The organism is Klebsiella sp. PL-2018 (assembly GCF_019048985.1).
GTDB classification, from domain to species: domain Bacteria; phylum Pseudomonadota; class Gammaproteobacteria; order Enterobacterales; family Enterobacteriaceae; genus Klebsiella; species Klebsiella michiganensis.
This window is the reverse complement of record NZ_CP077673.1, coordinates 4,615,176-4,635,235: the sequence shown is the minus strand read 5'-3', so window position 1 is coordinate 4,635,235 and position 20,060 is coordinate 4,615,176. Positions and strand designations below refer to the sequence as shown.

At 55.4% G+C, this 20,060-nt stretch carries 23 protein-coding genes and 2 pseudogenes; 17 read left to right on the top strand and 8 right to left on the bottom strand.

The genetic code is table 11. From position 1 onward, the window contains the following. Positions 1-4 precede the first annotated feature (4 nt). From cysN to rpoS, 11 genes are all read left to right on the top strand, one after another. Positions 5-1,432: a sulfate adenylyltransferase subunit CysN gene (gene cysN / locus MKleb_RS21745; RefSeq protein WP_014226587.1), complete on the top strand. Its 1,428-nt coding sequence runs from the start codon at positions 5-7 to the stop codon at positions 1,430-1,432. Next, entirely contained in the window at positions 1,432-2,037 is a 606-nt protein-coding gene (cysC, locus tag MKleb_RS21740) for an adenylyl-sulfate kinase (RefSeq protein ID WP_025106438.1), read from the top strand. The genes cysN and cysC overlap by 1 nt, the downstream gene beginning before the upstream one ends. 53 nt (positions 2,038-2,090) lie before the next feature. Further along, the gene (locus MKleb_RS21735) at positions 2,091-2,417 is read left to right on the top strand and encodes a DUF3561 family protein (protein WP_004124286.1); all 327 of its coding nucleotides are present in this window, start codon (positions 2,091-2,093) and stop codon (positions 2,415-2,417) included. Between the two features lie 140 nt (positions 2,418-2,557). After that, positions 2,558-2,875, top strand: a complete 318-nt coding sequence (gene ftsB, locus MKleb_RS21730) for a cell division protein FtsB (RefSeq protein WP_004104977.1) — start codon at positions 2,558-2,560, stop codon at positions 2,873-2,875. Positions 2,876-2,894: 19 nt separating this feature from the next. Next, positions 2,895-3,605 (top strand): 2-C-methyl-D-erythritol 4-phosphate cytidylyltransferase, encoded by a 711-nt coding sequence (gene ispD / locus MKleb_RS21725; protein ID WP_025106439.1) that lies wholly within the window; start codon positions 2,895-2,897, stop codon positions 3,603-3,605. Further along, positions 3,605-4,084, top strand: coding sequence for a 2-C-methyl-D-erythritol 2,4-cyclodiphosphate synthase (ispF, locus tag MKleb_RS21720; RefSeq protein ID WP_004853615.1), 480 nt, complete (start codon positions 3,605-3,607; stop codon positions 4,082-4,084). Before ispD ends, ispF begins: the two co-directional genes overlap by 1 nt. Beyond that, the gene (gene truD / locus MKleb_RS21715) at positions 4,081-5,130 is read left to right on the top strand and encodes a tRNA pseudouridine(13) synthase TruD (protein WP_014226586.1); all 1,050 of its coding nucleotides are present in this window, start codon (positions 4,081-4,083) and stop codon (positions 5,128-5,130) included. The genes ispF and truD overlap by 4 nt, the downstream gene beginning before the upstream one ends. Further along, positions 5,111-5,872 carry a 5'/3'-nucleotidase SurE gene (gene surE / locus MKleb_RS21710; protein WP_025106440.1) on the top strand — a complete coding sequence of 254 codons (762 nt, stop codon included), beginning with the start codon at positions 5,111-5,113 and terminating at the stop codon, positions 5,870-5,872. The genes truD and surE overlap by 20 nt, the downstream gene beginning before the upstream one ends. Then, positions 5,866-6,492 carry a protein-L-isoaspartate(D-aspartate) O-methyltransferase gene (locus tag MKleb_RS21705; protein WP_009651549.1) on the top strand — a complete coding sequence of 209 codons (627 nt, stop codon included), beginning with the start codon at positions 5,866-5,868 and terminating at the stop codon, positions 6,490-6,492. The genes surE and MKleb_RS21705 overlap by 7 nt, the downstream gene beginning before the upstream one ends. Before the next feature lie 182 nt (positions 6,493-6,674). Continuing rightward, complete coding sequence (nlpD, locus tag MKleb_RS21700) at positions 6,675-7,736, top strand: murein hydrolase activator NlpD (RefSeq protein ID WP_223852525.1); 1,062 nt, start codon at positions 6,675-6,677, stop codon at positions 7,734-7,736. Between the two features lie 159 nt (positions 7,737-7,895). After that, a complete protein-coding gene (gene rpoS, locus MKleb_RS21695; RefSeq protein WP_004104962.1) occupies positions 7,896-8,888 on the top strand; it encodes an RNA polymerase sigma factor RpoS in 993 nt (330 codons plus the stop codon). A 65-nt stretch (positions 8,889-8,953) separates the two neighbouring features. Here rpoS and MKleb_RS21690 read toward each other — a convergent pair whose 3' ends face one another. Both MKleb_RS21690 and MKleb_RS21685 read right to left on the bottom strand, forming a co-directional pair. Then, positions 8,954-9,331: a DUF4440 domain-containing protein gene (locus tag MKleb_RS21690; protein WP_032751032.1), complete on the bottom strand. Its 378-nt coding sequence runs from the start codon at positions 9,329-9,331 to the stop codon at positions 8,954-8,956. Next, positions 9,328-10,542, bottom strand: a complete 1,215-nt coding sequence (locus MKleb_RS21685) for an MFS transporter (RefSeq protein ID WP_108703527.1) — start codon at positions 10,540-10,542, stop codon at positions 9,328-9,330. Before MKleb_RS21685 ends, MKleb_RS21690 begins: the two co-directional genes overlap by 4 nt. Before the next feature lie 107 nt (positions 10,543-10,649). On the opposite strand from MKleb_RS21685, the gene MKleb_RS21680 reads away from it, so the two are divergent. Continuing rightward, entirely contained in the window at positions 10,650-11,537 is an 888-nt protein-coding gene (locus MKleb_RS21680) for a LysR family transcriptional regulator (protein ID WP_108703526.1), read from the top strand. Here MKleb_RS21680 and MKleb_RS21675 read toward each other — a convergent pair. Further along, complete coding sequence (locus MKleb_RS21675; protein ID WP_004853601.1) at positions 11,534-11,950, bottom strand: MarR family winged helix-turn-helix transcriptional regulator; 417 nt, start codon at positions 11,948-11,950, stop codon at positions 11,534-11,536. The two genes, MKleb_RS21680 and MKleb_RS21675, sit on opposite strands and share 4 nt — an antisense overlap. Positions 11,951-12,119: 169 nt before the next feature. On the opposite strand from MKleb_RS21675, the gene MKleb_RS21670 reads away from it, so the two are divergent. The 4 genes from MKleb_RS21670 (at position 12,120) to MKleb_RS21655 (ending at position 14,878) form a co-directional block, all read left to right on the top strand. After that, positions 12,120-12,713 carry a non-oxidative hydroxyarylic acid decarboxylases subunit B gene (locus MKleb_RS21670; RefSeq protein ID WP_004104955.1) on the top strand — a complete coding sequence of 198 codons (594 nt, stop codon included), beginning with the start codon at positions 12,120-12,122 and terminating at the stop codon, positions 12,711-12,713. Next, entirely contained in the window at positions 12,713-14,140 is a 1,428-nt protein-coding gene (locus MKleb_RS21665; RefSeq protein ID WP_004853598.1) for a non-oxidative hydroxyarylic acid decarboxylases subunit C, read from the top strand. Before MKleb_RS21670 ends, MKleb_RS21665 begins: the two co-directional genes overlap by 1 nt. Before the next feature lie 10 nt (positions 14,141-14,150). After that, the gene (locus MKleb_RS21660; RefSeq protein ID WP_004853596.1) at positions 14,151-14,387 is read left to right on the top strand and encodes a non-oxidative hydroxyarylic acid decarboxylases subunit D; all 237 of its coding nucleotides are present in this window, start codon (positions 14,151-14,153) and stop codon (positions 14,385-14,387) included. Between the two features lie 338 nt (positions 14,388-14,725). After that, the gene (locus tag MKleb_RS21655) at positions 14,726-14,878 is read left to right on the top strand and encodes a Hok/Gef family protein (protein ID WP_009651623.1); all 153 of its coding nucleotides are present in this window, start codon (positions 14,726-14,728) and stop codon (positions 14,876-14,878) included. Positions 14,879-14,997: 119 nt separating this feature from the next. On the opposite strand, the gene mutS is transcribed toward MKleb_RS21655, so the two are convergent. Further along, on the bottom strand, positions 14,998-17,565 hold the full coding sequence (gene mutS / locus MKleb_RS21650) for a DNA mismatch repair protein MutS (RefSeq protein ID WP_217076773.1): 2,568 nt from the start codon (positions 17,563-17,565) through the stop codon (positions 14,998-15,000). A 170-nt stretch (positions 17,566-17,735) separates the two neighbouring features. Here mutS and MKleb_RS30230 point away from each other — a divergent pair. Next, a pseudogene (locus tag MKleb_RS30230) lies at positions 17,736-18,112 on the top strand (integrase); the annotation flags it as partial. A gap of 31 nt (positions 18,113-18,143) precedes the next feature. Here MKleb_RS30230 and MKleb_RS21645 read toward each other — a convergent pair. From MKleb_RS21645 to MKleb_RS21630, 4 genes and pseudogenes are all read right to left on the bottom strand, one after another. After that, positions 18,144-18,347, bottom strand: a pseudogene (locus tag MKleb_RS21645) (IS256 family transposase); the annotation flags it as partial. Between the two features lie 81 nt (positions 18,348-18,428). After that, positions 18,429-18,983 carry a hypothetical protein gene (locus MKleb_RS29990; protein WP_064358556.1) on the bottom strand — a complete coding sequence of 185 codons (555 nt, stop codon included), beginning with the start codon at positions 18,981-18,983 and terminating at the stop codon, positions 18,429-18,431. A gap of 286 nt (positions 18,984-19,269) precedes the next feature. After that, positions 19,270-19,617 carry a DUF1493 family protein gene (locus MKleb_RS21635; protein ID WP_064358557.1) on the bottom strand — a complete coding sequence of 116 codons (348 nt, stop codon included), beginning with the start codon at positions 19,615-19,617 and terminating at the stop codon, positions 19,270-19,272. Continuing rightward, positions 19,602-20,051, bottom strand: coding sequence for an STM2901 family protein (locus tag MKleb_RS21630; protein ID WP_072351685.1), 450 nt, complete (start codon positions 20,049-20,051; stop codon positions 19,602-19,604). Before MKleb_RS21630 ends, MKleb_RS21635 begins: the two co-directional genes overlap by 16 nt. Positions 20,052-20,060: the final 9 nt, after the last annotated feature.

Here is a 20,060-nt window from a genome sequence, read left to right as displayed (position 1 = left end):
CGCCATGAATACGACTATTGCACAACAAATTGCCAATGAAGGCGGCGTTGAAGCCTACCTGCATGCCCAGCAGCACAAAAGCCTGCTGCGCTTTTTGACCTGCGGCAGCGTCGACGACGGCAAAAGTACGCTGATTGGCCGCCTGCTGCACGATACCCGTCAGATTTACGAAGATCAGCTCTCTTCGCTGCATAACGACAGCAAACGTCACGGTACCCAGGGCGAAAAACTCGATCTGGCGCTGCTGGTGGACGGTCTGCAGGCCGAGCGTGAGCAGGGCATTACCATTGACGTCGCCTATCGTTACTTCTCAACCGAGAAGCGCAAATTTATTATCGCCGACACCCCGGGACACGAACAGTATACCCGCAACATGGCGACCGGCGCGTCAACCTGCGACCTGGCGATCCTGCTGATCGACGCCCGCAAAGGCGTGCTCGATCAGACCCGCCGCCACAGTTTTATCTCCACGCTGCTGGGGATCAAACACCTGGTGGTGGCGGTGAACAAAATGGACCTCGTCGATTTTAGCGAAGAGACCTTTAACACCATCCGTGAAGCGTATCTGACCTTTGCTGAACAGCTGCCAGGCGATCTCGACATTCGCTTTGTCCCGCTTTCCGCGCTTGAAGGGGACAACGTCGCCAGCCAGAGCGATAAAATGCCGTGGTACAGCGGCCCGACGCTGCTGGAAGTGCTGGAAACCGTTGAGATTCAGCGCGTGGTGGAAAGCCAGCCGCTGCGCTTCCCGGTGCAGTACGTCAACCGCCCGAACCTCGACTTCCGCGGGTTCTCCGGTACGGTTGCCGCCGGCAGCGTGAGCGTAGGACAGCGCCTGAAAGTGCTGCCGTCGGGGGTGGAATCCACCGTGGCGCGCATTGTCACCTTTGACGGCGATCTGCCGGAAGCGGCGGCCGGGGAAGCGATCACTCTCGTGCTGAAGGATGAAATTGATATCAGCCGCGGTGACCTGCTGGTGGACGCGACTGTCTCTCTGCCTGCGGTACAAAGCGCCAGCGTTGATGTGGTATGGATGGCGGAGCAGGCGCTAACGCCTGGCCAGAGCTATGACATTAAAATCGCCGGTAAGAAAACCCGCGCCCGCGTGGATGGCGTACGCTACCAGGTTGATATTAACAACCTGACCCAGCGCGAAGTGGAATCGCTGCCGCTCAACGGCATTGGGCTGGTGGATCTGACTTTCGACGAGCCGCTGGTGCTGGATAAATACCAGGATAACCCGGTCACCGGGGGCCTGATTTTTATCGATCGTTTGACCAACGTGACCGTTGGCGCAGGGATGGTACGCGAACCGAACGAGCAGGCTCAGGCAGGCGCTTCGCAATACAGCGCGTTTGAGCTTGAGCTGAACCAGCTTATTCGCAAGCACTTCCCGCACTGGGACGCCCGCGACCTGCTGGGAGGCAAGTAATGGCCCGACATGACGAAAACGTCGTCTGGCACGCACATCCTGTCACGCAGGCGCAGCGCGAGCAGCATCATGGCCATCGCGGCGTGGTGCTGTGGTTCACCGGGCTTTCGGGCTCGGGGAAATCCACCGTTGCCGGCGCGCTGGAAGAGGCGCTGCATCGGCTCGGCGTGAGCACCTATTTGCTGGATGGCGATAACGTGCGTCACGGCCTGTGCAGCGATCTTGGCTTCAGCGACGACGACCGCAAAGAAAACATTCGCCGGGTGGGTGAAGTGGCGAAGCTGATGGTGGATGCCGGGCTGGTAGTATTGACTGCGTTTATATCACCGCATCGCGCAGAGCGGCAGATGGTGCGCGAACGTTTGGGCGAAGGGCGCTTTATTGAAGTCTTTGTCGATACGCCGCTGGCGATCTGCGAAGCGCGGGATCCGAAAGGGCTGTACAAGAAGGCACGGGCCGGGGAGCTGCGCAACTTTACCGGAATTGATTCAGTGTATGAATCCCCGGAGAGCGCCGAAATTCACCTCGACGGTGAACAATTGGTAACAAATTTGGTGCACCAATTATTAGACCTGCTACGACAGAGCGATATTATCAGATCCTGAAACGGCAGCGGCATCATCACAGGATGCCGATCGCCAGGTCAACAGGATTCGATATGCGCAATACCCAGAACATCAGTATTATTCGTTCAGAACCGCCGCCGGCAGTCAGCGACGAGACCACCTGGTCTCTGTCGGGCGCTGCCGTTGGCTTTATTTCATGGCTGCTGGCGCTGGGTATTCCCTTCCTGATCTATGGCAGTAACACGCTATTTGTCCTCCTCTACACCTGGCCGTTCTTCCTGGCATTAATGCCGGTTGCCGTCGTGGTTGGCATCGCGCTGCATTCGCTGATGGATGGCAAACTTCAGTACAGCGTCTGCGCGACGATTTTAACCGTCGGACTGATGTTCGGTCTGCTGTTCCTCTGGCTACTGGGGTAGTCCTTTCTACGAATGAATCTAGCCTGGGTATCAACGGTAAAAATGTGGTACAGTCCCCGCGTTACGCGGCGTCGTCCGCGCGCCAGAGTAGAGAACTCGGGCGAGTTATGGGATGATGATGCCGTTTTTCAGGGGGCAGGATGGGTAAACTAACGCTGCTGTTATTGGCTTTGCTGGTCTGGCTGCAGTACTCGCTATGGTTCGGCAAAAATGGTCTGCACGACTATAGCCGGGTTAACGACGATGTCTCCGCGCAGCAGGCAACGAACGCTAAATTAAAAGCACGCAACGATCAGCTGTTCGCCGAAATTGACGACCTCAACGGCGGTCAGGAAGCTATCGAAGAGCGCGCGCGCAATGAACTCAGTATGACCCGCCCGGGCGAAACGTTTTATCGTCTGGTGCCGGATGCGTCAAAACGCAACCAGGCCGCGGGGCAACAGCAGAATAATCGATAAACAGGCCCAGGATTACAACATGGCAGCCACTTTTCCGGGCGTTTGCGCCGTGGTGCCGGCAGCCGGTTTTGGCCGCCGCATGCAAACGGAATGCCCTAAACAATATCTCTCAATCGGTAACAAAACGATTCTCGAGCACGCGGTCGCCGCGCTGCTGGCAAACCCCCTTATACAGCGGGTGGTGATTGCCGTCAGCCCGGGCGACGTTCGCTTCAGCCAACTGCCGTTGGCGAACCACTCCCAAATCACCGTTGTTGATGGCGGCACGGAACGCGCGGACTCCGTTCTCGCTGGCCTGAAGGTTCTTGGCGAAGCCGACTGGGTGCTGGTGCACGATGCCGCACGCCCCTGCCTGCACCAGGACGATCTCAGCCGCCTGCTTCAGCTATGCCAAACCAGCCGTACGGGCGGCATTCTGGCCGCTCCGGTTCGCGACACGATGAAGCGCGCGGAGCCGGGCAGGGCAGCCATCGCCCATACCGTTGAACGTAACGATTTATGGCACGCGCTGACGCCGCAATTTTTCCCTCGCGAACTGCTTGTTGATTGCCTGACGCGGGCGCTTAATGAAGGGGCGATCATCACCGACGAAGCCTCGGCGCTTGAGTACTGCGGCTTTCATCCTGAACTGGTCGCCGGACGAGCTGATAATATTAAAGTGACGCGCCCGGAAGACCTGGCGCTGGCCGAATTTTACCTTACCCGTTCCCGACACCAGGAGAAGGCTTAATGCGAATTGGACACGGTTTTGACGTACACGCTTTTGGCGGTGAAGGCCCAATCATCATCGGCGGCGTGCGCGTACCCTACGAGAAAGGGCTGCTGGCCCACTCCGACGGCGACGTCGCGCTGCACGCGCTGACCGATGCGCTGCTCGGCGCGGCGGCGCTGGGCGACATCGGCAAGCTGTTCCCGGATACCGACCCGGCCTTTAAGGGCGCCGACAGCCGCGAACTGCTGCGCGAAGCGTGGCGGCGGATTCAGGCGAAAGGCTATACCCTTGGCAACGTTGACGTCACCATTATCGCCCAGGCGCCAAAAATGCTGCCGCATATTCCCCAGATGCGCATCTTTATTGCCGAAGATCTCGGTTGCCATATGGACGATGTTAACGTCAAAGCCACCACCACGGAAAAGCTGGGCTTTACCGGTCGCGGCGAAGGCATTGCCTGTGAAGCGGTGGCGCTGCTGCGTAAGGCGGAGAAATGATCGCTTTTGACGAACTCACTTATCTGCATGGAAAACCGCTGAGCCAGGGGCTGCTAAAAGCCAACCCGGAGGACTTCGTGGTGGTTGAGGATCTCGGCTTTGCGCCTGACGGCGAAGGCGAGCATGTGCTGGTGCGTATTCTGAAAAACGGCTGCAATACCCGTTTTGTTGCTGACGCGCTGGCAAAATTCCTTAAAATTCATGCGCGTGAAGTGAGCTTTGCCGGGCAGAAGGACAAACACGCGGTCACTGAACAGTGGCTGTGCGCCCGAGTGCCGGGCAAAGAGATGCCCGACCTGAGCAAATTTCAGCTTGAAGGCTGTCAGGTACTGGAGTACGCGCGCCATAAGCGCAAGCTGCGCCTCGGGGCGCTGAAGGGGAACCAGTTTACGCTGGTGCTGCGCGAAATCAGCGATCGCGACGATGTCGAAACGCGTTTACAGGCGATTGCTGAGCATGGCGTACCCAACTATTTTGGCGCCCAGCGCTTCGGTATCGGCGGCAGTAACCTGCTGGGGGCGCTGCGCTGGGCCGAGAGCGGCGCGCCGGTGCGCGATCGCAATAAACGCAGTTTTTGGTTGTCGGCGGCCCGCAGCGCATTGTTTAATCAACAGGTTGGTATTAGATTAAAAAAACCGGAATTTAATCAGGTTGTTGATGGCGATGCGCTACAATTAGCGGGGCGCGGAAGCTGGTTCGTTGCGGCCTCTGAAGAACTGACGGAACTCCAGGCGCGGGTAGATAACCGCGAGCTGATGATTACCGCTGCGCTTGTGGGCAGCGGCGACTGGGGAAGCCAACGGGATGCGCTGGCCGCCGAGCAGGCGGCAGTGGTCGAAGAGACGCAGCTACAGGCGCTGCTGGTGCGTGAAAAAGTAGAGGCCGCCCGCCGGGCGATGCTGCTTTATCCCCAGCAGATGAGCTGGAACTGGTGGGATGACGTTACCGTTGAACTGCGTTTCTGGCTGCCCGCGGGCAGCTTCGCCACCAGCGTAGTAAGGGAGCTTATCAATACAACGGGTGACTATGCGAATATTGCTGAGTAACGATGATGGGATTCATGCGCCGGGCATTCAGACCCTGGCAAAGGCCTTACGGGAATTCGCTGAGGTTCAGATAGTTGCACCCGATCGTAACCGCAGCGGAGCGTCGAACTCCCTGACGCTGGAATCTTCGCTTCGCACTTTCACTTTTGATAACGGCGATATCGCCGTACAGATGGGCACGCCGACGGACTGTGTTTATCTCGGGGTCAACGCCCTGATGCGGCCGCGTCCGGATATCGTGGTTTCCGGCATTAACGCCGGACCCAACCTCGGTGACGACGTCATCTATTCCGGCACCGTTGCCGCCGCGATGGAAGGCCGTCATCTGGGCTTTCCGGCGCTGGCCGTCTCGCTAAACGGCTATCAGCATTACGATACCGCCGCTGCGGTCACCTGCTCTATTCTGCGCGCTTTAGGCCGCGAGCCGCTGCGCACCGGGCGCATTCTCAATATCAACGTGCCGGATCTGCCTCTTGAGCAGATCAAAGGTATCCGCGTGACCCGCTGCGGCAGTCGTCATCCTTCCGACCAGGTGATCCCGCAAAAAGATCCGCGCGGCAATACGCTGTACTGGATCGGACCGCCGGGCGAAAAGTATGACGCCGGGCCGGATACCGACTTTGCCGCCGTGGATGAAGGCTATGTGTCGGTCACGCCGCTACACGTCGATTTAACCGCCCACGGCGCGCATGAGGTGGTTAGCGGCTGGCTGGATCGCGTTGGAGTTGATACGCAATGGTAAGTAAACGTGTTGAAAGTCTTCTCAATCAGCTCCGCACGCAGGGCATTATTGACGAGCGCGTGCTGAACGCGATCGCCATGGTGCCGCGAGAAAAGTTTGTTGATGAAGCCTTTGAACATAAGGCGTGGGAAAACACGGCGCTGCCGATTGGTCAGGGGCAAACCATCTCGCAACCCTACATGGTGGCGCGGATGACCGAGCTTCTGACGCTAACGCCGGAGTCCCGGGTGCTGGAAATCGGCACCGGCTCTGGCTATCAGACGGCGATTCTGGCGCATCTGGTGCATCACGTTTGCTCGGTTGAGCGAATTAAGAGTTTGCAGTGGCACGCGCGCCGTCGTCTTAAACAACTTGATTTACATAATGTTTCAACCCGTCACGGCGATGGATGGCAGGGTTGGCAGGCGCGTGCGCCGTTCGACGCGATTATCGTTACCGCCGCGCCGCCGGAAATTCCGGCCGCGCTGCTGGCGCAGCTGGACGATGGCGGCGTACTGGTGCTGCCGGTTGGCGAAGAGCATCAGTTCCTGAAGCGGATCCGTCGGCGCGGCAACGAGTTTGTCATTGATACTGTCGAAGCCGTGCGCTTTGTTCCCCTCGTGAAGGGGGAGTTAGCCTGAACCCGGATTATTCCAGGTTTTTTTGCCTGCATTTAGGCATAGGGTGGACGCATTTTTCGTGTCCTGGCCGGGCGCCGTCCGGTGAGCAAGATATTGGTAGTTAACATATTCCTGGGGGATAAATGAGCGCGGGAAGCCCAAATTTTACCTTAAGCCGCATTGCGGCTTTATCACTGGTGTCACTGTGGCTGGCAGGCTGCAGCAGCTCCAACAATCCGCCTGCGCCGGTCAGCTCGGCTGGCGGGACTTCGTCTTCCAGCACGAATTCCGGAATGCTGATCACGCCTCCATCCAATAACGTTCCGCAGGCGCGCCCGGTACAAACGCAGCCGGTGCAGACGCAGCCCGCTCAGGTTCAGCCGATGGCTCAGGAGCCGGTACAAACGGTGAACGGCAAAATTGTCTACAACCGTAAGTATGGGGATATTCCGAAAGGTAGCTATACCGGCGGCAGTACCTATACTGTTAAACGCGGCGACACGCTATTCTATATTGCGTGGGTCACCGGGAACGACTTCCGCGACCTGGCGCAGCGTAATAATATCCCGGCGCCGTACGGTCTGAACGTGGGTCAGACGCTGCAGGTTGGTAACGCGTCCGGTCAGCCAATCACCGGAGATAACCCTGTCGCCCAGGCCAGCGTGAAGGCCAGCAGTGGCGGGATGTTAACCGCAAATTCTGCACAAAAATCCACCGCGGTGGTTGCGTCCCAACCAACTATTACGTATTCTGAATCTTCAGGTGAACAGAGTGCTAATAAGATGTTGCCGAATAACAAGCCTGCGACGACGACAACAACCGTCGCGCCTGTTACGGCCCCGGCTGTCAGCACAACCCAATCGACTGCAAGCAGTACGTCAACCAGTTCGCCGATCTCTTCATGGCGCTGGCCGACTGATGGCAAGGTTATCGAGAACTTTAGTGGTGCCGAAGGTGGCAATAAAGGTATTGATATTGCAGGCAGTAAAGGACAGGCTATTGTCGCGACCGCAGATGGGCGCGTCGTCTATGCCGGTAACGCACTGCGCGGTTACGGTAATCTTATTATCATCAAACACAACGATGATTACCTGAGCGCCTACGCACATAACGATACGATGCTGGTAAAAGAGCAACAAGATATCAAGGCGGGGCAGAAAATCGCTACCATGGGTAGCACAGGTACAAGTTCTACACGTTTGCATTTTGAAATTCGTTACAAGGGGAAATCCGTCAACCCGCTGCAGTATTTACCGCAGCGATAATTTGGCAAAGTACGGATAAGCTCAGTATCGCTAAAAGAGGCGCCAGGGCGGCCAGAATGCCTGCTTTACCGGGGCAGAAAAGGTTCTCGTCCGGGCGTCTTTTAAGTGATGTTTAGCGGAAGGTGCTTTGCTCAGGGATCACGGGTAGGAGCCATCTTTATGAGTCAGAATACGCTGAAAGTTCATGATTTAAATGAAGACGCGGAATTTGATGAGAACGGAGTCGAGGTTTTTGATGAGAAAGCCTTAGTTGAAGAGGAACCCAGTGATAGCGATCTGGCTGAGGAAGAGCTTCTTTCGCAGGGAGCAACCCAACGGGTGCTCGATGCGACGCAGCTTTATCTTGGAGAGATTGGTTATTCCCCACTGCTGACGGCCGAAGAAGAGGTTTATTTTGCGCGTCGCGCGCTGCGTGGTGACGTTGCGTCACGCCGCCGGATGATCGAAAGTAACCTGCGTCTGGTCGTCAAGATAGCCCGCCGTTACGGCAATCGCGGTCTGGCTCTGCTGGATCTGATTGAAGAAGGTAACCTGGGGCTGATTCGCGCAGTTGAGAAGTTTGACCCGGAACGTGGGTTCCGTTTTTCGACTTACGCGACCTGGTGGATTCGCCAAACGATTGAACGGGCGATCATGAACCAAACCCGTACCATTCGTTTACCTATCCATATCGTCAAAGAGCTGAACGTTTATCTGCGTACCGCACGCGAGTTGTCCCATAAGCTGGACCACGAGCCAAGCGCGGAAGAGATAGCCGAACAGCTGGATAAGCCAGTTGATGACGTGAGCCGGATGCTGCGTCTGAACGAGCGCATTACCTCGGTGGATACACCGCTGGGCGGCGACTCGGAAAAAGCGCTGCTGGATATTCTGGCCGATGAAAAAGACAACGGCCCGGAAGACACCACGCAGGACGATGATATGAAACAAAGCATCGTCAAATGGCTGTTCGAACTGAACGCCAAGCAGCGTGAAGTGCTGGCTCGTCGCTTTGGTCTGCTCGGCTATGAAGCCGCGACGCTTGAGGATGTGGGCCGCGAAATTGGCCTGACCCGCGAACGCGTGCGTCAGATCCAGGTAGAAGGTCTCCGCCGTCTGCGGGAGATCCTGCAAAGCCAGGGGCTGAACATCGAAGCGCTGTTCCGCGAGTAAGACACCTTTCTTAAAAAAGGCTCAATCGTTTGATTGGGCCTTTTTCTTTTTTGGGCCTCCGTCGCTTACGCGATCGCCGTCTCGTGGAGGTGCCGCCAGATGATTTTCTCTTCCTGCAGACGGAAAAGAACCGTCGACCAGCGCGCGGTTTCCGCTTTGCCGGGGAGCGCGTGTGTTTCCCGGTAGCTCACCGCTGCGCCATCGCGCCATTCGGCAAGTATGGCGGCACTATCGACGACAATCTTTAAGCCCGGACGGCTGGCGCGAGCCCCGTGAAAAAAGGCGCTGACCGCCTGATGATCCATGCGCATACCGTTTATCGGGATCATGGTAAAGTCCGGGCTAAAGCGACGCATCAGCGCGTCGGCGCTCCCGTCCCCCTGATTCAGCCAGTTTTCTATAGCAACGTGGGCCGCAATAACTTCCGCAATATAGCGATTCATTTGTTCTCCATTTTACCGTGCAGGCGCATGATTATCGCCCGGTTATCGAAGGTAAGGCAGCCCAGCAGCGGCGCCAGGGTCAACGCGGCGGCGGCGATAAATACGCCACGCCACGCCTGCGGCGTTGGCCAGTAAAGCAAAAAGGCGCTCAGTAAGGCTGCCAGTAGCGCAGATCCCATCAGGAAACTGAGCTGGCGGTTAAGATTCCACAGCGCGCTGGCGTCCGGCATATCGCCGTTCGCCACATTCAGAAACGCGCTGCTCTGGGCCGTACTGCTGCACAGGCTGCCGCCTGCGCCCATGAATATAAATGCCGCGATTAGCATACTGCTGGCGGTATGGGCATTGACGCCAGCCAGGGTGACGATCCCGACTGCCTGGAGAAGGCAGCCGACCGCGATAAGCGGGCGGGGGCCGAGACGATTGAAATAGCGGCCGGTCGTCGCGATCGCCACAAACGAGGCCAGCGACCACGGAAGCATCAGGGCGCCGATGGCGGAGGGCGACATCCCCGTCACGCTTTGTAAATAAAACATCCCGACGACATTGATGCCAATAAAAGTCCCCGGCACGCAGAGATAGACCAGCATTGAAAAGCGCAGCAGCGGATCGCGCAGTAGTGAGAGACGCAGGAGTCCCCCCGGCCGCGCGACGCGTCTCTCATCCTTAATCCACAGCGCTGCCAGTCCGAACGTCAGCAGCGCGATCGGCAGGCTGGCAAAGAAAACCCAGCGCCAGCTGAGCGATTGCACCAGCACCCCGCCGATCGCCGGCGAGCACGCCGGCGCCAGCAGCCCGACCAGCATCACCGCGGCGGAAAGTTTCGCCCGCTCGTGAGGCCTGAACTGTTGCCAGGTCAGCGACTGGCCTAGCGGAATCAATAGTCCGCCGCCCATCCCCTGCAGGGTGCGCCACATGACAAGGCTGGTCAACGAGTCGGCCATTCCTGCGGCCAGAGCCCCAAAGCTAAATATGCTGAGCGAAAGCAGGAATACCCGCCGGGTACCAAACTGCTGGCTGAGCCAGGCGCTAAATGGCAGTACCAGCGTGAGCCCGGCAATATAGCCATTGCTGACCCACGCCAGTTCGCCCACCGACGCGTGCAGCGTCCGGCCCATCGCCGGAAAGGCGACGCTGGCGATGAACATATTGATTAAGTCGAGAAAGAAACCCAGCAGAAAAACGGTTGCGACCTTGCTGCGATACGTCATTGATTAAACCCCCCGTGAAGGCCGCTACTGTAAACCTCAGCGTCAGGGCGAATAAACACGACATTCGGAGATATACTGTCTGAAATTTTTTGACAATTGGCGGCGCGATGCTGAACCTGCAGCGGATGAACATGTTTGTAGCGGTGGTCGATAGCGGAAGTTTTACCGCGGCGGCGACGGCCCTGGGGCAGACCAAGGCGGTGGTGAGTTTCAACATTCGCCAGCTGGAGAGCGAGCTGGGGGTTACGCTGCTGTTGCGATCGACCCGGCGGCTGACGCTGACGGAAGCCGGTTCGCTCTTCTATCATCGCGGGGTCGCGCTGCTGAAAGCGGCGGAAAACCTGCAGGACGACGTCCGGGGCAGCCACGTGGGGTTGAGCGGTGAACTGCGGATCACAACGACGCCAGAATATGGCGCGCAGGTGATTATCCCGGCGCTGGCGGAGTTCAGCCAGCGGCATCCAGCGCTCCGCGTGCGCCATGTTTCTTCTTCTCACCACGCGGATTTAATCTCCGAACGGTTTGACGTGGCGATTCGCCTCGGGACGCTGGCGGATTCGCGCTACCGCGCGGCGCTGATATCGCATTTTGCCATCGTCCCGGTTGCTGCCCCATCATGGCTGGCGCTGCATCCTGTAAAGACGCTTGAGGAGCTGGCCCACGCGGCGTGGATTATTCATGAACGTCTGACCGCACCGCTCCGCTGGCCGCTTACCGGGCCCGATGAGGAGAGCATCGCCTTCGAGATTAAACAGGCGCCGCGGCTGTCGGCAGATAGCGCCAGCGCGCTGATGGCCTTTGCGCTGGCGGGCAGCGGCATCGCGCTGCTGCCCGAATGGCTGGTGGCCGCTGCGCTGGCAGACAGCGCGCTGGTGAAGGTGATGCCGGCGTTTAGCTTTCCGCGCCAGGGGGTGTACGCGGTTTACCCGGACGCGCAGCACGTTCCCGTCAGGGTCCGGGCGTTTATTGATTTTCTCCGCGAGCGCCTGGGTTAATTGGGTTCTCGCGCTATCAGCTTGTGGATGATTTGCGAAAACTGCTGCCGTTCTTCATCGTTCAGCCGACCTAAAAATTCTTCATCAACGGCGTTACCCAGCGGCATTGAGCTTGCCAGTAGCGCTTCGCCTTCTGCGGTTAAATAGACAAACCGACGGCGTTTGTCCGCCGGATCGTGTTCGCGACGAACCAGACCGCGGCTCTCCATTCGGCTCAGCATCTCCGCCAGCGTCGCTTTCGTGCTGACCGCCGCTTCCGTTAGCGTCACCTGTTCAATGCCGGGATGTTCGGCAATGGAACGCATCACCGCATACTGCGGTTTGGTGAGGTCCGGCAGTTCAAGCTGCCAGCGGGCGGTGTGCTGCTGAAAAAGCTGGCGTAGCAGGTGAAACGCCTCGTTTTTTAACTCCATGACAACTCCGTAATCAAACCGTCGGTTCTATGATAGCCGTTCGCAAGGCGTTTTAGCATTTTTCCTGTTTTGATGAAAAATGCGGCCGTGTACGAACGCACTTGCACGAAAAGCTCATCAAGAGTAGTTTTAATAAAAACGTTCGTATACGAACAATTGTGAGGCGATGATGAAGCTAATCGTAGGGATGACCGGAGCGACGGGCGCTCCGCTGGGCGTGGCGCTGCTCAAAGCGCTTCGAGAGATGCCGGAAGTGGAAACGCATCTGGTGATGTCAAAGTGGGCCAAAACCACCATTGAGCTGGAAACGCCTTACAGCGCCCGTGAAGTGGCTGCGCTGGCCGATTTCTCGCACAGTCCGGCGGACCAGGCCGCCGTCATCTCATCGGGTTCATTTCGTACCGACGGCATGATCGTTATCCCCTGCAGTATGAAAACGCTGGCGGGTATCCGTGCCGGTTATGCCGAGGGGCTGGTGGGGCGGGCCGCGGACGTGGTGCTGAAAGAGGGGCGTAAGCTGGTGCTGGTGCCGCGTGAAATGCCGTTGAGCACGATCCATCTGGAAAACATGCTGGCCCTGTCACGCATGGGTGTGGCGATGGTGCCGCCCATGCCCGCTTATTACAACCATCCCAAAACCATTGAGGACGTCACTGACCACGTTGTCACGCGGGTGCTGGATCAGTTCGGTCTGGAGTATCACAAAGCGCGCCGCTGGAGCGGGTTGCGGGCGGTAGAGAATGTATCACAGGAGAATGAATAATGGCTTTTGATGATTTGCGCAGCTTTTTGCAGGCGCTGGACGACCAGGGGCAACTGCTGAAAATTAGCGAAGAAGTGAACGCGGAGCCGGATCTGGCCGCGGCGGCAAACGCGACCGGGCGCATCGGCGATGGCGCTCCCGCGCTGTGGTTTGACAATATTCGCGGTTTTACCGATGCGCGCGTGGCAATGAACACCATCGGTTCCTGGCAGAACCACGCTATCTCGCTGGGGCTGCCGCCGAATACGCCAGTGAAAAATCAGATCGACGAATTTATTCGTCGTTGGGATAAATTTCCGGTGACGCCGGAGCGGCGGGCAAACCCGGCGTGGGCGGAAAATACCGTCGACGGCGAGGCGATTAATCTGTTCGATATTCTGCCCCTGTTCCGTCTCAATGACGGCGACGGCGGCTTTTATCTCGACAAAGCCTGCGTGGTTTCTCGCGATCCTCTCGACCCGGACAATTTTGGTAAGCAAAACGTCGGCATTTACCGTATGGAGGTGAAGGGCAAACGTAAACTCGGCCTGCAGCCGGTACCTATGCACGATATCGCTCTGCATCTGCACAAAGCGGAAGAGCGCGGTGAAGACCTGCCGATCGCCATTACCCTGGGTAACGATCCGATTATCACCCTGATGGGCGCCACGCCGCTGAAATACGATCAGTCGGAATATGAGATGGCCGGCGCGCTGCGTGAAAGCCCGTACCCAATCGCCACCGCGCCGCTGACCGGCTTCGACGTACCGTGGGGGTCAGAGGTGATCCTCGAAGGGGTGATTGAAAGCCGCAAGCGCGAAATTGAAGGCCCGTTCGGCGAATTTACCGGCCACTACTCGGGCGGCCGTAATATGACGGTGGTGCGTATCGATAAGGTTTCCTACCGCAGCAAGCCGATTTTCGAGTCCCTCTATCTCGGTATGCCGTGGACCGAGATCGACTACCTGATGGGCCCGGCCACCTGCGTACCGCTGTATCAGCAGCTGAAGGCTGAGTTCCCGGAGGTGCAGGCCGTCAACGCGATGTACACCCACGGCCTGCTGGCGATTATCTCCACCAAAAAACGCTACGGCGGCTTTGCACGCGCGGTGGGTCTGCGGGCGATGACCACGCCGCACGGCCTGGGCTACGTGAAGATGGTGATCATGGTTGATGAAGACGTCGACCCGTTCAACCTGCCGCAGGTGATGTGGGCGCTGTCGTCGAAGGTCAACCCGGCGGGTGACCTGGTGCAGCTGCCGAATATGTCGGTCCTGGAGCTTGATCCAGGCTCCAGCCCGGCGGGGATCACCGACAAACTGATTATCGACGCCACCACGCCGGTTGCGCCCGATCTGCGCGGCCACTACAGCCAGCCGGTACAGGATCTTCCTGAAACCAAAGCCTGGGCTGAAAAACTGACCGCCATGCTGGCCAACCGTAAATAAGGAGAAGAAGATGATTTGTCCACGCTGCGCCGATGAACATATTGAAGTGCTGGCAACATCGCCGGTAAAAGATGTCTGGACGGTATTTCAGTGCCAGCACTGTTTCTACACCTGGCGGAATACTGAACCGCTACGCCGCACCAGCCGGGAACATTATCCGGAAGCGTTCCGCATGACCCAAAAGGATATCGATGACGCGCCAATGGTGCCGCATATTCCGCCGCTGCTGGCGGAAGATAAACGCTAAAATCAACGGGGTCCGCTTAGTCGGGCCTTTTTATATTTAGTTAATCAATGCAAAATATTTATTAATTAAATTTTCAAATTGCATAAAAGGTTAATAGAGCAGATACGTTTGCGAGCCATCTTCCAGTTTATAATAAAATCAACGGGTTTGATAAATTACCGATAAGCTTCGCGGCCGGGAAAATATAGAATAGCGGCGGGTGCTTGAGGCTATCTGGCTTTGAGCATTGACAAGGATTCAGATAGACGAAAGCCCCAGGAGATATTTCTATCAACTGAGGCTGACGAATGAACCTGAACAATTCAGATGTTAGTCTCTTCTTTGCAGGGAGGCAAGACATGCTAACAAAATATGCCCTTGTGGCAATCGTCGTACTGTGTATTACGGTACTGGGATTTACGCTTTTGGTGCGCAGCTCGCTATGCGAACTCAGTATTAAAGAGCGTAGTATGGAGTTTAAAGCTGTTCTCGCTTACGAATCGAAGAAATAGCATCAGCGCGAGGGCAACCCCGCGTATTGGTTGTCAGGATGCATCCTCTCGCACCCAGTTTGCATTTGTTAAAACGGCAGCACCGCAGGGCGCTGCCGTTTTTTCACGTTAAACGAGAACTACACCAGGCTCTTCAGGCGATAGATCCACTCCAGCGCCTGGCGCGGAGTCAGCGAATCCGGGTCAAGATTCTCCAGCGCTTCAACCGCGGGCGAGGTCTCTTCCGGAGCGGAAAGCAGCGACATCTGGGTACCGTCCACCTGCGTGGCGGCAGCGCTCGGCACAATGCTTTCCAGCTCGCGCAGCTTCTGCCGCGCGCGTTTAATCACCTCTTTCGGCACACCGGCCAGCGCGGCAACCGCCAGACCGTAGCTCTTACTGGCCGCACCATCCTGCACGCTGTGCATGAAGGCGATGGTGTCGCCGTGCTCAAGAGCATCAAGATGGACGTTGGCCACGCCTTCCATTTTCTCCGGCAGCTGGGTCAGCTCGAAGTAGTGGGTGGCAAACAGGGTCAGGGCCTTAATCTTGTTCGCCAGATTTTCCGCGCAGGCCCACGCCAGCGACAGGCCATCGTAGGTCGAGGTGCCACGACCGATTTCATCCATCAGCACCAGGCTATGCTCGGTGGCGTTATGCAGAATATTGGCGGTTTCGGTCATCTCTACCATAAAGGTTGAGCGGCCGCTGGCCAGGTCATCCGCCGCGCCGACGCGGGTGAAAATACGATCGATGGGGCCGATGTCGACTTTTTCCGCCGGAACGTAGCTGCCGATATACGCCAGCAGGGCGATCAGCGCGGTCTGACGCATATAGGTACTTTTACCGCCCATATTCGGACCGGTGATAATCAGCATTCTCCGCTGCGGGGCGAGGTGCAGCGGGTTAGCGATGAACGGCTCTTTCAGAACCTGCTCAACCACCGGATGGCGGCCTTCGCTGATACGAATACCCGGCTTATCGCTAAAAGTCGGGCAGCAGTAGTTGAGGGTCTCCGCGCGCTCGGCGAGGTTCACCAGCACATCGAGCTCCGCCAGCGCGCTGGCGCTCTGCTGCAGATCGCCAAGATGCGGCAGCAGCATATCGAAAAGTTCATCGTACAGCTGCTTTTCCAGCGCCAGCGCCTTCCCTTTGGAGGTCAGCACTTTGTCTTCATACTCCTTCAGCTCAGGAATAATATAGCGCTCGGCGTTCTTGAGGGTCTGGCGACGGACGTAGTGGATCGGCGCATGCTGGCTCTGACCGCGGCTAATCTGGATGTAGTAGCCGTGGACGGCATTGTAGCCTACCTTCAGCGTGTCCAGCCCCAGGCGCTCGCGCTCGCGAACTTCCAGTCTGTCGAGGTAATCGGTCGCGCCATCGGCCAGCCCGCGCCACTCATCGAGTTCCGCGTTATAGCCGGGGGCGATAACGCCGCCGTCGCGAACCAGTACCGGCGGCGCATCGATAATCGCCCGTTCCAGCAGTTCGCGCAGCTCGCTAAATTCCCCCATCTTTTCCCGGAGCCGCTGTACTGGCGCACAGTCGACGTCCCCCAGCATCGCGCGCAGTGCCGGCAGCTGCTGGAAAGCGTGACGCATACGCGCTAAATCGCGAGGACGGGCGGTGCGCAGCGCCAGGCGCGCCAGAATACGTTCGAGGTCGCCGACCTGGCGCAGTACCGGCTGCAGCTCGGTGTAATGTTCCTGCAGCGCGCCGATGGTCTGCTGGCGCTCTACCAGCACGGCGGTGTCGCGCGCCGGCATATGCAGCCAGCGCTTAAGCATACGGCTGCCCATGGGGGTCACGGTGCAGTCGAGCACCGAGGCCAGCGTATTATCAAAGCCGCCGGCCAGGTTCTGGGTGATCTCCAGATTGCGGCGGGTGGCCGCATCCAAAATGATGCTGTCCTGCTGGCGCTCCATCGTGATGGAGCGGATATGCGGCAATGACGTGCGCTGGGTGTCTTTGACGTACTGCAGCAGGCAGCCGGCGGCGCACAGGCCGCGCGGGGCGTTTTCAACGCCGAAACCAACCAGATCGCGCGTGCCAAACTGGAGATTGAGCTGCTGGCGCGCGGTGTCGATTTCAAATTCCCACAGCGGACGGCGGCGCAGGCCGCGGCGGCCCTCAATCAGCGACGACTCGGCAAAATCCTCCGCGTACAGCAGCTCGGCGGGGTTGGTGCGCTGGAGCTCCGCCGCCATCGTTTCGCGGTCAGCGGGTTCGCTCAGGCGAAAACGTCCGGAGCTGATATCGAGGGTGGCGTAGCCAAAACCTTTACTGTCCTGCCAGATGGCGGCCAGCAGATTGTCCTGGCGTTCCTGCAGCAGCGCTTCATCGCTGATGGTACCCGGTGTCACAATGCGGACGACTTTGCGTTCAACCGGCCCTTTGGTGGTTGCCGGATCGCCAATCTGTTCGCAAATGGCCACCGACTCGCCCTGATTAACCAGCTTAGCCAGATAGTTCTCTACCGCGTGATGGGGGATCCCGGCCATCGGAATCGGTTCGCCCGCGGAAGCGCCGCGCTTCGTCAGCGAGATATCCAGCAGCTGCGATGCGCGTTTCGCATCGTCATAGAACAGTTCGTAAAAATCACCCATTCGGTAAAACAGCAGAATCTCCGGGTGCTGGGCTTTCAGCTTGAGATACTGCTGCATCATCGGGGTGTGGTTAGAGAAGTCCTTATCAATTTCTTCATTCATATTGATTTTACTCATTTTTTAATTCTTTCGAGTACTCATGTGGCACATTTAAACCCCTGTAAAACTCACATGAACCCACAAATTTGTAGCTCACTTGTAGCTCAGAACGCGATAAGTTACCCTCTAATCATTCTTGAGCTACAAATGGTGGTGGTGCTTAGAGAACAACCCTGAATCAATCTTTTATTATCAATAAGTTAATCATAATTTTGAAGCCTGCTCTTAGTGATCCAGGAAAAATTGTTTTCGAAGTTACCCTGACCAAAAACCTTACACAGTCTTTGATGATCACAGGGACGCTCCTGTGGGATTCGGGGTGAAGGTAAGTTTGACGAAAAAAACATATGTAATCCAGAGAAGAGTGCCTTCCGATGCTCGTGATGTGAAAGAAGATAAGAAACCGAGTTCGGTCCTAAAAGTGAAAGTAGGAAATGTTTCTGGTTATCCGAGGCTCGATCAAGCCCGTGAAGCCGCCAGGGTATTGGTTCAGACCATGATCGCTACCAAAAGAAATCCCAATAGGGTTAAGCGAGAAACAGAGGCTTCATAACTCATTATTAATGATGTGTTTGCTCACTATCGCAAAGCAGGGTTTTTGACGAGTAGCCATTGCGTGTATTAAAGCCTTTTTTGGGCGCGTTTTTCTCATGCCAGGGTTCAGCATTGGGTGCTGTTTCGAGGGTTAAATCCGTCAGCATACGGGAAAACTGGTTTAAGTCAGCTTTGGTTTTGAGGCCTTTGGCCAGTTCAGCAGTCAGCGCCTTAAGTTTGTTTTCGTCCATAATTTGCCTGTCTCCATTGTTGGGATGAACATATCAAAAACAGGCAGATACACAATTTAAATTACAGTCTCATGAAAGATCCTACTTTTTTCTATACATCTCTATGTTGAAGTTTTTGCCAAAGGGATTTATAGCTTCTAATAACTTTTTGTCATGGTCATCATTTTTTATAATGTAAGACTGACTTGCTCCAGGCGCTGTGAAATCTTCTATGGTCTTAAGTTTTTGATTGGAAATTCTTTCCATCATATCAAAATCTTGAGATCCCAACACCTTCCCTTTATAAACCATTTTTGCGGGAATAGACTTCAAAGTATTAAGTGTTGTTATTAGTTCTTTATTATGAATATTCCAATCCCCAGCACCATTAATAGCAAATGTTATGATAGTTGTGCTATCTGGTTGAAAAGACATATCAGCATTAACATTGTATTTTCCATTAGAAAAGTATGATGTCTCTCCATTTACCCTAATTGTAATTCCTGCACTATCATATGAATAATCTGATGTCCATATGCCAATGATGTCATCACTCTTGTGCGCATCTGGAGTTTTGGGAAAGAAGTAGGCGCATATTCCTACAAGAGCAGCTACAAATAACACTATCTCCATACCTAATTTAATTTTTTTATCCATGATGTGATATTCGCCAATGGTCGGTTGATGATTATAGATGAAATTTATTATTTTTCATCGTAAGTTGAATTGTTGTTCAGTGACACATGAGAAACGGTTCCCTTTATTGCCTGATTTATACATTTTTTGCATGTATTTTTTGAAGCCAGAGTGCATTAATATTCTGCGCCTTTCGGTGCATATCTCTTGCAAAAAGATAAAAATCTCCAGAATCTTTGTCTTCTTTAAGTGTGTAATGTTTTCATCTATATTTCCTGTTTTTAAAATAAATAACACCATCGTCCACTCAGTCATAAAGCCATTTTCCTGCTTTTGCTGATTCGGCAAACATTTTTACAGTTAAAGGTTTACGACTCCTTTCTACATCTTCCCTTTTTAATTTAAACCACCGTGTTAGTAATGGAGTATTCTCCCAAGGAAAATAATACGACCATTTAACTTCTGATAAATCTACATTAAAATTTTTTTCAAATTTATTCAAAGCTTCATGCAGGTCATCACCGGGAGCTTCAAATAAATCAGAATCAAGTTCTAAAGGGATTTCTTTCCAATTGCTGTCTAAATATCCGGGGATCTCTTCACGGAAGAGTGCTAACACCTCTTGTTGAATTGTATCCATCAAAAGGATGTCCATTGTATACGATCTTTAGGGCGTGCTATTAGGTTGTATTTTGCCTGAGTTTTCCTTGATATTTGGTAAATCGAATTGACAAGACCAATCCAGCCTAACCACGGAACATATCGTGCTATGACTGCGGCAAGATTATTTGTTTTTCGCATTCTTACACCAACTGGTGTAGGAACTCTAATACCAAAAGGAGTTCGTGCATTTCGTAAAAGCATTCTCCCATACCTGGAAATAACACTTGTCCCTTTTATTGCCTCTCCCGGTTTCGTTCTGGTTTTTAACCACGGTTGCCCGGCGAGGATAGCAGCACCTGACTCAATGCCAATTCCAAGTTCATCACAAAATTGCTCAAGGAAAATCACATCAAATAGTTCACCTGCTGACAGGTTCGATTGTCCGTGGTAGAAGTAGGTTCCGTTTAGTTCTTCTGTCGTATCCATTCAATCACC